This window comes from Candidatus Vogelbacteria bacterium (assembly GCA_021414225.1).
Classification (GTDB): Bacteria; Patescibacteriota; Minisyncoccia; order Phycocordibacterales; family XYD1-FULL-46-19; genus JAIOOX01.
In genome coordinates this window covers 81,421-94,774 of record JAIOOX010000002.1, presented here as the reverse complement: position 1 = coordinate 94,774, position 13,354 = coordinate 81,421, and the positions used below count along the sequence as shown (strand labels likewise).

The 13,354-nt window shown below is 41.5% G+C and carries 13 protein-coding genes and 5 tRNA genes; 9 read left to right on the top strand and 9 right to left on the bottom strand.

Annotation, left to right across the window (positions count from 1 at the left end; translation table 11 throughout):
* Positions 1 to 2: 2 nt before the first annotated feature.
* Entirely contained in the window at positions 3 to 986 is a 984-nt protein-coding gene (locus tag K8Q91_01160) for a ParB/RepB/Spo0J family partition protein (protein MCE9628582.1), read from the bottom strand.
* Between the two features lie 69 nt (positions 987 to 1,055).
* On the opposite strand from K8Q91_01160, the gene K8Q91_01155 reads away from it, so the two are divergent.
* The 3 genes from K8Q91_01155 (at position 1,056) to miaA (ending at position 2,705) form a co-directional block, all read left to right on the top strand.
* Positions 1,056 to 1,136 (top strand) — tRNA-Leu (locus K8Q91_01155).
* Between the two features lie 296 nt (positions 1,137 to 1,432).
* The gene (locus tag K8Q91_01150; GenBank protein ID MCE9628581.1) at positions 1,433 to 1,759 is read left to right on the top strand and encodes a hypothetical protein; all 327 of its coding nucleotides are present in this window, start codon (positions 1,433 to 1,435) and stop codon (positions 1,757 to 1,759) included.
* A 64-nt stretch (positions 1,760 to 1,823) separates the two neighbouring features.
* On the top strand, positions 1,824 to 2,705 hold the full coding sequence (gene miaA / locus K8Q91_01145) for a tRNA (adenosine(37)-N6)-dimethylallyltransferase MiaA (protein ID MCE9628580.1): 882 nt from the start codon (positions 1,824 to 1,826) through the stop codon (positions 2,703 to 2,705).
* Here miaA and K8Q91_01140 read toward each other — a convergent pair.
* The 3 genes from K8Q91_01140 to rpmG all read right to left on the bottom strand — a co-directional run bounded on the left by K8Q91_01140 (position 2,692) and on the right by rpmG (position 3,962).
* Positions 2,692 to 3,519: a VanW family protein gene (locus K8Q91_01140; GenBank protein ID MCE9628579.1), complete on the bottom strand. Its 828-nt coding sequence runs from the start codon at positions 3,517 to 3,519 to the stop codon at positions 2,692 to 2,694. The genes miaA and K8Q91_01140 overlap by 14 nt on opposite strands.
* A gap of 140 nt (positions 3,520 to 3,659) precedes the next feature.
* A tRNA-Trp gene (locus K8Q91_01135) sits at positions 3,660 to 3,730 on the bottom strand.
* A 73-nt stretch (positions 3,731 to 3,803) separates the two neighbouring features.
* Entirely contained in the window at positions 3,804 to 3,962 is a 159-nt protein-coding gene (rpmG, locus tag K8Q91_01130; protein MCE9628578.1) for a 50S ribosomal protein L33, read from the bottom strand.
* A gap of 127 nt (positions 3,963 to 4,089) precedes the next feature.
* On the opposite strand from rpmG, the gene K8Q91_01125 reads away from it, so the two are divergent.
* Positions 4,090 to 4,785, top strand: a complete 696-nt coding sequence (locus K8Q91_01125) for a hypothetical protein (GenBank protein ID MCE9628577.1) — start codon at positions 4,090 to 4,092, stop codon at positions 4,783 to 4,785.
* Between the two features lie 311 nt (positions 4,786 to 5,096).
* Here K8Q91_01125 and K8Q91_01120 read toward each other — a convergent pair.
* The 5 genes from K8Q91_01120 to K8Q91_01100 all read right to left on the bottom strand — a co-directional run bounded on the left by K8Q91_01120 (position 5,097) and on the right by K8Q91_01100 (position 10,648).
* Positions 5,097 to 5,179 (bottom strand) — tRNA-Tyr (locus K8Q91_01120).
* A gap of 61 nt (positions 5,180 to 5,240) precedes the next feature.
* Entirely contained in the window at positions 5,241 to 7,934 is a 2,694-nt protein-coding gene (locus K8Q91_01115) for an AAA family ATPase (protein MCE9628576.1), read from the bottom strand.
* Between the two features lie 23 nt (positions 7,935 to 7,957).
* Positions 7,958 to 8,740, bottom strand: a complete 783-nt coding sequence (locus tag K8Q91_01110) for a S1C family serine protease (protein ID MCE9628575.1) — start codon at positions 8,738 to 8,740, stop codon at positions 7,958 to 7,960.
* Positions 8,741 to 8,791: 51 nt separating this feature from the next.
* Entirely contained in the window at positions 8,792 to 9,400 is a 609-nt protein-coding gene (locus K8Q91_01105) for a superoxide dismutase (GenBank protein ID MCE9628574.1), read from the bottom strand.
* A gap of 48 nt (positions 9,401 to 9,448) precedes the next feature.
* The gene (locus K8Q91_01100) at positions 9,449 to 10,648 is read right to left on the bottom strand and encodes a cysteine desulfurase (GenBank protein MCE9628573.1); all 1,200 of its coding nucleotides are present in this window, start codon (positions 10,646 to 10,648) and stop codon (positions 9,449 to 9,451) included.
* Positions 10,649 to 10,700: 52 nt separating this feature from the next.
* On the opposite strand from K8Q91_01100, the gene K8Q91_01095 reads away from it, so the two are divergent.
* The 5 genes from K8Q91_01095 to K8Q91_01075 all read left to right on the top strand — a co-directional run bounded on the left by K8Q91_01095 (position 10,701) and on the right by K8Q91_01075 (position 13,229).
* Entirely contained in the window at positions 10,701 to 11,174 is a 474-nt protein-coding gene (locus tag K8Q91_01095; protein MCE9628572.1) for a DUF4446 family protein, read from the top strand.
* 5 nt (positions 11,175 to 11,179) lie between these two features.
* On the top strand, positions 11,180 to 12,691 hold the full coding sequence (gene infB, locus K8Q91_01090; GenBank protein MCE9628571.1) for a translation initiation factor IF-2: 1,512 nt from the start codon (positions 11,180 to 11,182) through the stop codon (positions 12,689 to 12,691).
* 13 nt (positions 12,692 to 12,704) lie between these two features.
* Positions 12,705 to 13,028, top strand: coding sequence for a ribosome-binding factor A (locus K8Q91_01085; GenBank protein ID MCE9628570.1), 324 nt, complete (start codon positions 12,705 to 12,707; stop codon positions 13,026 to 13,028).
* A gap of 7 nt (positions 13,029 to 13,035) precedes the next feature.
* Positions 13,036 to 13,107 (top strand) — tRNA-Cys (locus K8Q91_01080).
* A gap of 41 nt (positions 13,108 to 13,148) precedes the next feature.
* A tRNA-Leu gene (locus tag K8Q91_01075) sits at positions 13,149 to 13,229 on the top strand.
* The last annotated feature ends 125 nt before the right edge of the window (positions 13,230 to 13,354 follow it).

Sequence of the window (13,354 nt, the reverse complement as noted above, 5' to 3'; positions counted from 1 at the left end):
GATTATAAACTAAAATTCTTGATCGAATACAGGTCACTGTCATCTTCTTGATCACCTTCGCGAATCGCTTCATGACGACTATCGGATGTCTCCTCATCAGACACCGCGGCCGCCATAGCCGCTTCGTAATCCCCTGGTGGCAACTGAGCACCTTGATACATCATATCCATAATCTTTTGCATATCTTCTGGCGAGAAAAAATCGATAGTGATCCGCCCAGCCCCTTCAGCTGTCCGATTTTCTACTTTCACTCGGGTACCATATTTTTCAGTTAATCTATTTTCCATCTCAATCACCTCTGGTTTAACAAACGTATCTTTGTGACGCACCTTGTCATAAGCCACCCGACGAGCTATCGCTTCAGCATCACGAACCGTCAAGCGCTTAGCAATAATTTCTTTAAATAAAGTCAGCTGCTCTTCTGGTCGATCAGCCAACATCAAAATCGGTCGAGTGTGACCTTCAGTTATTTTCCCCGACACTACTGCTTCTAAAATGTCTTGAGGTAAAAGCAGAATACGAATACTATTGGATACGTATTCTCGACTCTTCCCCACCCGCTTACCAATCTCAGCATGTTTTAAATTAAATTCAGCCGCTAGTTGAGAAAAAGCTTGAGCCCGATCAACTGGATTGAGATCCTCGCGTTGAAGGTTTTCAATAATCGCCAATTCCAACTTCATCTTGTCAGTCTGGTCACCAGCGCGGATAACCGCCGGCACTTGATATAGCCCAGCGATCTTGGAGGCTCGGAGACGACGTTCTCCAGCGATCAGTTCGTACTCAACCGCTAAACCACCATCCTCTTTCACTATTTCTTTCCGGGTCACAACCAGTGGCTGAAGTACTCCATACTGACGAATTGAGTCAGCGAGATCACGCAAGCGATCTTCGTTAAATTCTTGCCGCGGTTGATAAGGGTTTGGTTTAATTTTATCAACTTCAATCAAAAAGACTGAGTGATTATAAAGTGGATCGTCAGACATGGTCCCATTGTAACAAAGGATTTGATTTTGCTCAAAAATCCAGTAGAATCTCTGTATCACTCAATATTTGCCGGAGTGGTGGAATGGTATACACGCACGACTCAAAATCGTGTGGCGCAAGCCTTGTGGGTTCAAGTCCCACCTCCGGCACAAAATTAATGAGCTTGATGCGTTAGCATTAAGCGGCTATATATTTTGTAGGCGGAGGTGGGACTTGAACACCGGAGCGGACGGGGTCCAAAATTAGCAAATTTTGGCCGCGAGGTGGTGCCCAGACTAAAATTTTCGGGTAGAAAATTTTAAGTCGAGGGAAATGTCCCACTTGTGACCAAGACCCTCCGGCACAAATTAATTAAAAAATGTCCCACTTTACTAACTTCCCCTTTTTGCTATATTGAAAAAGAACTTGGGTCTTTGTTGTATAGCACCTCTTGAAGGAGTTATCCATGTGGACCACTCTCAACACGAAACCCATTGAGCCACCGAAGCATCGATCAAAACACAGAGGGAGACCCGAATTTACTGGAAAGAATCATCTACTGAAGGAGATTCGCAAAGTAGTCGAGTATTACTATCGATTCACTAAAGCCTATAGTGCCAAACCGATGCCGATTACAGTGTGCACTCTGACGGTCGAAGAAACAGAACGAATTTACGTAAACAAGAAGGGATTTACTGTAATTGTCGAAGAAGTAGCCCGAGAGACCCAATTCATTCGGTATCGTTTCAGTATTTTGACTCACAGCCAGGAGGTCGTTTTCTCTCTGAGGTAATTCAGACATAACCCTAGGGCGAAGCGCTTGCGCTTCGCCCTAATTTCGTTAAGGTATTATAAATATGAAGACGTCTAAAATAATAGTCATCCTCGGCCCCACCGCTTCAGGCAAGAGCGATTTGGGGGTGATAATCGCTAAAAAAATAAATGGTGAAATTATCTCAGCCGACTCACGTCAGGTTTATAGGGGTATGGATATTGGTTCCGGTAAAATCACCAAACGAGAAATGATGAGTATTCCCCACCATTTATTAGATGTAGCGAGTCCAAAACGAACTTTTACCGTCAGCCACTACCAAAAATTAGCTAATCAGAAAATTACGGAGATTATTAACCGAAACAAAACCCCGATCATCGTTGGCGGTACCGGCTTATATATTCAATCAATCGTTGATGGTATAGTCCTACCGGAAGTCGAACCAAACCATGATTTACGCCAAAAACTGGAAAAGTTATCGGTTAGTCAATTATTTACCAAACTTCAACACCTGGACCCAGCTAGAGCTAAAACTATTGATGCCAAAAACCCAAGACGCTTAATCAGAGCGATTGAAATAGCTACCGCTCTAGGTAAAGTACCCAAATTAAAAACCAAGCCTTCACCTTATGATTTCATTTTGATCGGTTTGAATCCCGGCGAAAAAATACTTAAACAAAATATTCACAAACGTTTGGAAAAAAGACTTAAGCAAGGCATGATCCAAGAGGTCAAAAAACTTCGGGCGGCTGGCTTATCTTGGAAAAGATTAGAAAGTTTTGGCCTCGAATATCGCTTTATTGCTCAATATCTACAATCAAAAATCACCAAGGAAGAAATGAAAACTCTAATTGAAAAGGAAAGCTGGCAATACGCCAAACGGCAGATGACGTGGTTTAAAAGGGACGAGAGGATACGGTGGATTGCAAAACTTATAGATGTTATGGGATTAATTAAAACGAAATAATTTTATACCCAAACTCTTTCAAGCGACTTTCTTCAACGTCATAGGCCACAGGTGCAAAATTGGTGAAAATAATCTCTTCACCTATTTTTACTCCTTGTTTATAAGTCTCCCTATGAATTTCGTTGTAACGAAAAAAATCCCCTTTTTGACTTATAAAACAATGTTCCTTTTCTAAAATATGATATTTATTTTCAGATGGTTTATCAGACAAAAGCTGACCTTTTAAATAATCATCAGTCAGCCACAATTTCAGCTGTAAAGAACTATTTGAAACATTCTTTATCTTTAAATCCAAATAATTATTAAAAATAGTAGCTCCGCTACCAAACGGTAAAGTCCGTCCAGAATCCGGAAAACTATCTACAGAGTGGTGATGTCTTTCCACTATCTCTATATCAGAATGGAGAAATATCCACATCAAAAAGTTAGACAGCTGGCACAAACCACCGCCTACCCCTCTAGATATTTTACCATTAGACAAAAGCATTCCGTCAACATAGCCTTTCTTTTTACTAACACTGCCAACTACATTCCAAAATGAAAAAGTTTTTCCTGGTGGTATAACCAACTCATCGAGTGCTGAGATAGCGATCTCTAGGTTGGTGACTTTATTTTTCTGCAAATCAAAATCAACGTCTTCTAATTTCCTATACAAAGGACTCGAGTGTCGAGCGATAATATTAGCCAATAATTCCCCTTTATATAATCGCGGTAGAGATATTTTATTTTTAATATTCCTAATTGTTCTTTTAGTAAAAACTGCAGGACTAACAAGAAAAGGAAATCTATTTGATATAGCTTTCCTTTTTGGAATTTCATACTCCTTGATATATTTCCTGATTTTTTCCATTATTCGGCCAAGTAGGTTAACAGTAGTCTATTTACTTACTGCGGGGCCGCCACCAAGTGGTCGGCACCCTGCAAAAAGCATAGTCGCTACACTCGTTGTTTTTGCGGGCCCACGAGGATTCGAACCTCGGTCAACGGTTTTGGAGACCGCTATTCTACCACTGAACTATAGGCCCTTATTTGAATTTCAAACAAAAATGCTAGACCTGTACAGTCTAGCATTTTTGGGTAAACAGTAAATATTAAGTCTTACTTCTTGGTTTCCAAGTGGGTAGTCTGCTTTTTACACCACTTACAATACTTCTTGAGCTCGATTTTGCGCTCAACAGTACGGCGGTTTTTACGGCTCCAATAGTTAATCCTCTTACAGGACTTACAAGCCAATCTGATTAGGTTATCTTGTGACATGGGAGACACTATACCCTACCGGCCTATAAAAATCAACTGTTTACAACTAATATCCCTTGACAGTCCCTCTAAACAGGCGTACCGTTTTGAGTTGCGTTCAAAAACACTTTAACTGGAGGGTTCAATAGTGTTGTCCAGGTCTTTTTTATGGAGAGTATTTGGAATTTTGTGGGGTATTGGGCTTCGTCTCCAAGTTAGGCGACACCGGACGCCTAGTCGGCGCGTATCGACCAGGGAAGATGTTATCCGATCAGTAGAACCACTACTGGCAGACGGCACCCTGAAGGAGCTAGGGCAAAACGGCATCGATCTTGGTCAAACCAGGTCTGTGATTATAGCCTGCGGCGACGCTGACAGATTCCCAGAGCTGTTGGGGTTCCATCAAAACACCACCAACAACGTCTATCACCATGTGATAGCCGTCAATGGCGGAGCCTTCTTGATGTACCGTTTCTGGACCCGTTGGGCGTTGTTTGCTCAAATCATTTGGGCCATCCGGCTCAAAGAACTGGAAATGATTGCTCTGTATGTTCATTGGCCCTGCGGAGCGGCCATGAACATCCACAACCTGGAGTTACGTGAAGTTATCCGCAGACTCCAGTGGGTTCGTCAGTGGCTGGAGAAAGCTCTGACTGTTATGGCTCAGGGCAAACTAGCTATGATTAAAGAGCCTCCTCAAGTAGTCGCCCTGGTCCACGTGGACCGCTGTTGTCACAGTCATGAGACCAATGGCAAGGTTATGACCACTTACTTGGTAGAGGGCAGTCCCACACCGAGAAAGTTGGGGGACATAATAAAACTCCGCAAAGCAGTGAACAGGTAGGTCAACCTATTTCGGCCGGAACGCACACGCGTTCCGGCCGGTTTTTTTATATAAAAAATACAGGGAAGGATTCTCCCTAGAGTAAACTTTTGTCCAGACAAAAATTTCTCTGGGCACTATGTGTGTGCAGAGTGCACAGGGAAGGGATTCTGCTACAAGTAATTTACTCGTCGTCACTCGTAAATTCTCGCAGCCCCGCCTCGACTATTTTTTCTACTGAAAAAATTATGCCTGCGGCTTTCGAATCCTTCACGTGACTGAAGTAGTTCAGTCACTCCTACGCAAAAATCCGCCTAATGGCGGATTTTTTGTGCGCAGGGAAGGATTCGAACCTTCGTAGGCCGAAGCCGACAGATTTACAGTCTGTTGTAATTGACCACTCTACCACCTGCGCAAAATGTTAGCTGTCCAAATTGGACGCTTTGTATTATGGCACAGCCAACAATAAAATCAAATTAACTTTTCGTACCTAAACCTATTCGCCCCCGAGTACCAGACTTAGTCTTGGTTGATTTTTTCAATTCAATTTGAGGCAAATTATCTTTCATGACCACCTCAACTATTCCACCATGTTCTACTTTTCGGCCAATAATAAATTCCGCTATCGGGTTAAGAATTTTACTTTGGATCAAACGCTTTAGTGGTCGAGCTCCGTACTCAGAACTATAACCTTCTTTGGCTAGATAATCCAAAACTTCAGGCAAGACATGGAGAGCAATCCCCTTCACCGCCAATCTTTTCTCTACTACAGCTAACTGAATATTAACAATCTCTTTAATCACCTCTCGATCTAATGGATTGAAAACAATAATTTCATCCAAACGATTCAAAAACTCTGGTCGGAAGTGATCCTTCAAGCTATCCATCATTTTAAGTCTCAAATCTTCTAGTTCTACTTCTTGGGCACCACTACCGAAGCCCATTTTTTGATAACGATTTAAGAATTGACTACCAATATTAGAAGTCAAAATAATGACTGTATTTTTAAAGTTAACAACTCTACCTTTGGAGTCCGTCAGCCGACCATTGTCTAAAACTTGGAGTAAAATGTTAAAGACTTCTGGATGGGCTTTTTCTATTTCATCAAACAACAGAACTGAGTAAGGTCGATGACGAACAAGTTCAGTTAAAGAGCCCCCTTCTTCATGTCCGACATAACCAGGTGGTGATCCAATCAATTTTGAAACTGAATATTTCTCCATATACTCGGACATATCCACCCGGATCAAAGATTTCTCGTCATTGAACATAAACTCAGCCAAAGCGCGAGCTAACTCAGTTTTACCAATACCAGTCGAACCCATAAAGATAAAAGAACCGATAGGTCGATCTGGGTCGGCAATACCAGCCCGTGAACGTCTAACTGCTTCAGAAATAAGCGCAATCGCTCCATCTTGGCCTCGGACCCTCTTCTTGAGGTCATCTTCCATCCTGGTCAATTTTTCAGCCTCCTCTTCCAACATCTTAGTCACCGGTATACCAGTCCAACGAGACACCACTTTAGCCACATCATCACCAGTCACATCCTCTTTCAAAATCTTACGAGCAGTTTGCAACCTTTTTAAGCGAGTATCTTTTTGTTTTAAGTTTTTTTCTAATTCTGGAATTTTAGCATAACGAATTTCCGCCGCTTTAGTTAGGTCACCCTTCAATTCCGTATGATTACCCTCCAAGCGTAAAGCCTCCAATTCATTTTTAGTTTGACGGATTTCGGAAATAATTTGTTTTTCATTTTTCCAACGCAACTCCAACTCAGAAGTTTTTTCTCGACTCTCTTCAATTTCTTTATCAATATCTTTAATCCGAGCTTTAGCTTCTTTATTGTCAGAATTATGCTCCACCTCTTTTTTAAGCGCTTCTCGTTCCACTTCCAAACGACGAACTCGCCGTTCAGCGTCTTCCAAGATGGTCGGTTTGTTTTCTAGTTGTAACCGTAAAGCGGAAGCAGCTTCGTCAATCAAGTCGATCGCTTTGTCAGGCAGAAAACGATCACTGATATAGCGACTAGATAGATTAACCGCTGTCACAATCGCGTCATCAGCAATATGGACACCATGATGAAGTTCATACTTGTTCTTTAATCCACGTAAAATAGCCACCGCGTCTTCAATACTCGGTTCTTCAACATTGACCGGCTGGAACCGCCTGGTTAAAGCTTGGTCTTTTTCAACGTATTTTTGATACTCCTTAATAGTAGTGGCACCAATCACTCGCAACTCTCCTCGAGCTAAAGCTGGTTTAAGTAAGTTGGAAGCATCAATCGCTCCCTCTGCCGCTCCCGCACCGACTAGAGTGTGCATTTCATCAATAAATAAAATAATCTTACCTTCAGCTCGTTCTACCTCTTTTACAATATTTTTGAGTCGTTCTTCAAACTCACCTCGGTATTTAGTACCAGCTACCAGTAAACCAAGATCGAGAGAAACTATTTCCTTATCGCGCAATGACTCGGGCACATCACCAGCCGCAATTCTAATTGCCAAACCTTCAGCAATCGCTGTTTTACCAGTACCCGCTTCTCCCACCAAGACTGGATTATTCTTAGTCCGACGAGATAATATTTCCATTACTCGACGAATTTCTTGTTCGCGACCAATCACTGGATCAAGTTTATCTTGGCGCGCTGAATCAGTCAGATTTTTAGTAAACTTTTCAATAGCTTTAAATTTTTTGTTTTCACCTAAATCTTGAATTTTACCGGCTCGTAATTCTTCTACTATATGCGTTACACCTTCTTTGGTAACTTTAAAACGTTGTAATATCTCTTGGGCTTGACTAGTGGTTTCCAATAAAGCTAGAAGTAAATGTTCAGTAGAAACAAATTCATCATTAAGTGAAGAAGCAATCTTTCCAACCGTATCAAACACGCGCACCAATTCCGGCGTTAGATACATTTGATAAGAAGGGGTGGCCACTGACGCTGTTTCGCCAGTTTCCATAGTATCTAGCAAATAGTCAGTTAACATGATCGAGTCAACCTCTAAGCGGTCAACAATCGATACTGCCGTACTTTCTTCTTGAAGTAAGAGCGCAGCCAACAAGTGCACCGGGTTAACATGATTTTGACCACGTTCAATAGCCAACTCATGAGCTTTTCTAATAGCGTCACGGGCTTTAGCTGTAAAATTTTGAAATGGAGGTAAAGACATAGATGTCTCAGACTATAAAATAATTATTTAACTGAGTCAATAATCAATTTGAGTAACTCTTTAGGTAAACCAGTTCCCGAAGTTAAGTTCATACCCACTACCTCACCATGAATATCAAGCAACGGTCCACCACTGTTATCAGGAGTCGAGGCGTTGGTTTTAATCAAGGCATCGGTACTAGAAGCGTTGAAGCTAGCAATAATACTGACAGAGACAACGTTATTACCCCCAGCTCCAGATCCCATCCCAATCACACTTTGACCAACAATCACATCTTTAGTTGAAATCTTTAGAGGGTCAATTTTTTCTGTTTGTTTAATGAAATCATCAAGTCTATCAGCTTTAACTTTCAAAACCACCACTTTGTCACTTTTATCTTGTTTGACTACTTCTACCGGGAAAGTCTGACCGGATTCTATTGATACTTGATAAACCGGTTTCGTACTAGAGACTTCAGATTTAGTCAGGATAAAACCTTTCGGTTCCACTAGAAAACCAGAACCAACTTGTTTGGTAGGTGAGTTGGAAGTATCGAGAATTTGAACCACCGCTCCAGAGGCACTATTGATCGCTTTTACAACCAAAGCCTCCTCCGTTACGATGACAGGCACCTCTTTGACAATAGTTTGAATCCCACCAGGGACCACCCTTTCAACCGTGTGTTCTACTACTCGATTAATAGTTCTAGTCACCTCCATCGGAGCCTGATCAAGAAAGGACACAGTCAAAATACCAGTAGCAACAGAGGTCACAAAACTAACTAGTAGGGTTAATAAAATAAGTTGATGATTATTTAATTCGTGCATTATCTTAATACTAAGTTAGTAAACTAAAAAAGGCAAACCCCTAGTAAAGCTTTATTTTTCAGTCATTTTTTTAGCTACCTCTGACCAATTAATGACAGCAAAAAAATTATTCACGTAATCGGCCCGACGATTCTGATATTTCAGATAATAAGCATGCTCCCAGACATCTAAACCCAAGATCGGTTTTTTCCCTTCCATTAATAATGAATCTTGATTAGCTGAGGTGGTAATCACTAAACTATCCCCTTCGACAACCAACCAAATCCAACCCGAACCAAAAACAGTCAAAGCGGTGTCTAGCCATTTTTGTTTAAATTCTTCAAAACTACCGAAACTGGCTTCCAATTTGATCAACAACTCTCCCCCGGGAAGATTTTGACCGCCAGTGGCTGGACCAATAATTTGCCACCACAAAGTATGGTTAGCGTGGCCACCACCATGATTCTTCACCACTTTTTTTATAGCTTCTGGCACAGAGGAAAAATTTTGCAACAAGTCTTCAATTGATTTGTTTTGCCAATCCGGATAATCCGCCAAAGCAGTATTCAATTTATCAACATAAGTCTGATGATGCTTAGTGTGATGAAGTCTCATCGTCTCAGCATCAATATATGGTTCTAAAGCGTCGTAACCGTAAGATAAAGCTGGTAGGGTGTGCATTAAAAAAATAAGTTAAATTAATAATTACCGCTAATTATATCACATTAATTAAGCCACTAATTTTTGACCAATTTTAATCCGTTCAATCACCTTTTTTAGACTCTTGGCAATTTTAGAAATATCTTTTAGCGAAGCTCGACGATCTAAAGTAATCCGAACTGAAGTTAGTTTATTATTAGCATCCAATGCTTTCAACACATGAGATTCTGGTTTAGCTTTAGAAGAGCAAGCACTGCCAGTCGAAATTGAAATCCCTAAAGCATCCAGACCAATCACCACCGCTTCGGCTTCAACTCCTGGCCACCCAACGTTAACATTATTTGGTAATCGCTTATCACCCACTGGACCATAAAAAACAGCCCCTGGTATTAATTGATTGATTAAATTTATCAGTTGATCACGCAAACCACTTAAATAAATCACTTCTTGAGCTTTTAAAGTTTCTGTTAGTTGTAGCGCTTTAGCCAAACCAGCAATCGCTGGAATATTTTGGGTACCCGATCGTAAACCAAATTCCTGGCCACCACCAGGCAAGATTGGTGTTATTTTTTTACCTCGACGAATATACAAAGCCCCCACTCCTTTTGGACCGTAAATTTTCGAACCGTTGAGCGTCAGCAAATCAACACCTAAAGACTCAACTTTCAGTGGTAGAAATCTTGGAGCCTGACAGGCGTCCGTGTGAAAGTAAGGATAATCACTATCGCCATTTTGCTTGCGCCAATGTCTTAACACTTTAGCAATAGCGGAAATATCAGCAATTGTTCCTATTTCATTATTAGCATAAGCTACTGATACGAGGACCGTCTTATCATTAAGAATCTCTTTCAAAACTTTAATATCAACAAAGCCTTGTTGATCAACCGGCAAAATTATTATCTTAGCTCCCAGTTTTTCACAACTTTTGGCCGCTTCCAGTACAGACTGATGTTCTATAGCCGAAACAATAATCTCCCCATCACTACCAGTCTGTTGTTTAAAAGCTTCATACACCCCTCTGAAAGCTAAGTTGTTGCCCTCAGTTCCTCCACTAGTAAAAACAATCTCGTCTGGTTGAGCACTTAAAATAGAAGCTACCACTCGTCTGGATTCTTGCAATATTCGATCAGCTTTTACCCCTTCGACATACAAACTAGAGGCGTTACCAAAACTATTTTTTAAATTTGACCATAACACCGCCAAGACTCGTCGATCAATCGACGTTGTGGCTGCAGTATCGGCGTAAATCCTTTGACTAAATAAACCCATCTCCGCATTGTACCGTTTACGGTCTTTTTTGCAAAAAGCCGTAAAATAAGGTATGATTTTTGGCACTGTGCCGACACTTGCTTCACAATTGGTCGTCCCAGGCCTCCTAGTTTTGATCTTGATACTATTAGCCTGGATTGTTTATCTAGAAATACGTCTAGGTCGCTTGTTTCGTGGTAAAAAAGCAACCAACTTTGAAGGGATTATCGCCGACATCGGTCAAGCGATAGACGAACTTTTTAGTCAGACAAATCAAGGAACCAAGCGCTTAGATAATATTGAACAAAGACTTCGTCGCACTCTAAGCAAATTCCACACCGTTCGTTTTAATCCTTTCAAAGATCATGGTGGCAATCAAAGTTTTGCTACCTGCTTGATGGACGATAGTGGAGACGGCGTCGTCGTGTCTAGTATTTATACTCGAGATAAAGTCTCAGTTTATGCTAAACCTTTGACCCATCAACAATCTACCTACGAGCTAACTGAGGAAGAGAGACAATCAATTGCTGAAGCCGCCAAACGTTAAAATATATGACTAATAATTCTCAATCTACAATTAAAGCCAAACCACCTGTCGTGGTTGTTGTTGGTCATATTGACCACGGCAAATCAACCTTGCTTGATTATATTCGTAAATCAAACACTGTCGCGGGTGAAGCGGGTGGTATTACTCAACATGTTAGCGCTTATGAAGTTAAACATGTCACCGAAGGAAAGGAACACACCATCACCTTCTTAGATACACCTGGTCATGAAGCTTTTTCTTCCATGCGTAACCGTGGCGCCCAAATTTCTGATATTGCTATTTTGTTGGTCTCCGCTGAAGAAGGAGTCAAAGCTCAAACTATTGAGGCTCTCAAATCAGTCAAAGAAGCTGGGGTGCCCTTTGTTGTTGCTATCAACAAAATCGACCGACCCAATGCCAACCCCGATAAAGTCAAACAAGAATTAGCCGAACAGGAAGTCTTTGTTGAGTCATATGGAGGTACTATTCCTAGTGTTAATATTTCAGCTAAAACTGGTGAGGGGATTGATGATTTACTGGATCTACTTATTTTAGTTTCAGATCTAGAAGCAAAAAGTGGCGACCCTAGCCTGCCTGGCGAAGCTTTGATTTTGGAAACCAATCGTGACCCAAAAATTGGAGTGACCGTTACAGCTATTATTAAAAATGGAACCCTACACTTAGGTGACTATGTTGGCGTCGAAGGAGTGGTAGCTAAAATTAAAAAGATGGAAAACTTTTTAGGCCAACCCTTAAAAGAAGCCACCTTATCCTCCCCTGTTCTTCTTTACGGTTTTGCTGAAGTACCAGCCGTCGGAGCTATTATCAACGGCTTAAAGGACAAGAAAGCGGCTGATCATCATGAAAAAACTGGTCGCACCCTAGGTGCTAATACCAACAACCCAAGTCACACTCCAGAACTAGGAGCTGATGCAATTGAAATACCAATCATTATCAAAGCTGATACTATTGGCACCTTGGAAGCAGTCGAAAAAGAAGTTTTAAAAATTGTTGATGAACGAGTTCGCCTGAAAATTATCGGCAAGAGTATTGGAGCTATCACCGACAACGATGCCAAACTAGGCAGTGGTTCAAACTCCGCTATTATTTTAGGCTTCCAAGTCAAAACTGACACTAGTGCCAAAGATATTGCTGAACGATTTGATGTTACCATTGTCACTTTTGATATTATTTACAAACTAGCTGAGTGGCTAGCTGAGGAGGTATCTAAACGCCGACCAAAAGTGACTATCGAAGAAACAACCGGCCGAGCCAAAATTCTAAAATGTTTCAGTGCCAACAAAGATAAACAAGTAGTCGGGGGTCAAGTCTTAGACGGTGTCTTTGTTAAAGGCAAAGAAATTAAAATTATCCGTCGCGACATTGAAATTGGTCGAGGTAAAGTGGCCGAACTTGAACAACATAAAGCCAAGACCGACCGCGTTGAACCACCTGGTCAATTTGGAACCATGATTGATTCCAAGATCGTTATTGCCCCTGGTGATATTTTAGAAATATTTGAACGAGTGGCTAAATAGCCTATAATTAACCATGGACGATTACACCAAACATCACAAACGAGTTGAAGAGGTTATTACTCGCACCGCGGCAGAATTTTTTGTGCGCAATGTTGCTTCTCGAGCTCTAGTAACCGTCACTGGTTGTGTATTGGAAAAAAACAACGCTAGTGCGACTGTCTTCGTCTCAGTTCTCCCAGATACCGCTACCGATGAGGTATTGAAAGAACTTAAGCGTCTCAGAACCGACCTGTATGAATATTTGCGTAATGAGACAAAAATCGGTAATGTGCCTCGTATCGACATCGCTCTTGCTTCGAATGAGGCATTAGTTGATATCGAAGCAGATACAATTTAAACTTACAGGCGTGGTGGCCAAGTGGTAAGGCGAAGCTCTGCAAAAGCTTTATACGCGGGTTCGATTCCCGCCCACGCCTCAAAAATCAAATTGCAGTAGCAAATTGATTTTAAAAAATATGCCCGGGTGGTGGAATGGTATACACGCACGACTTAAAATCGTGTGGCGCAAGCCTTGTGGGTTCGAGTCCCACCCCGGGCACAAATTTAACAAAGTTAAATTTTGGGTGGGACTCGAACGCCGGAGCGCACGAAGTCGAAATGTAGCAACATTTCGGCGCGAGGCGGTGCCTAGACTAAAATTTTCGGGTAGAAAATTTTAAGTCA

Bases quoted from the DNA above. Each gene is read 5' to 3' on its own strand.
- K8Q91_01160 (MCE9628582.1), bottom strand. From the start codon at position 986: ATGTCTGACGATCCACTTTATAATCACTCAGTCTTTTTGATTGAAGTT.
- K8Q91_01150 (MCE9628581.1), top strand. From the start codon at position 1,433: ATGTGGACCACTCTCAACACGAAACCCATTGAGCCACCGAAGCATCGA.
- miaA (MCE9628580.1), top strand. From the start codon at position 1,824: ATGAAGACGTCTAAAATAATAGTCATCCTCGGCCCCACCGCTTCAGGC.
- rpmG (MCE9628578.1), bottom strand. From the start codon at position 3,962: ATGTCACAAGATAACCTAATCAGATTGGCTTGTAAGTCCTGTAAGAGG.
- K8Q91_01115 (MCE9628576.1), bottom strand. From the start codon at position 7,934: ATGTCTTTACCTCCATTTCAAAATTTTACAGCTAAAGCCCGTGACGCT.
- K8Q91_01110 (MCE9628575.1), bottom strand. From the start codon at position 8,740: ATGCACGAATTAAATAATCATCAACTTATTTTATTAACCCTACTAGTT.
- K8Q91_01105 (MCE9628574.1), bottom strand. From the start codon at position 9,400: ATGCACACCCTACCAGCTTTATCTTACGGTTACGACGCTTTAGAACCA.
- K8Q91_01100 (MCE9628573.1), bottom strand. From the start codon at position 10,648: ATGGGTTTATTTAGTCAAAGGATTTACGCCGATACTGCAGCCACAACG.
- K8Q91_01095 (MCE9628572.1), top strand. From the start codon at position 10,701: ATGATTTTTGGCACTGTGCCGACACTTGCTTCACAATTGGTCGTCCCA.
- infB (MCE9628571.1), top strand. From the start codon at position 11,180: ATGACTAATAATTCTCAATCTACAATTAAAGCCAAACCACCTGTCGTG.
- K8Q91_01085 (MCE9628570.1), top strand. From the start codon at position 12,705: ATGGACGATTACACCAAACATCACAAACGAGTTGAAGAGGTTATTACT.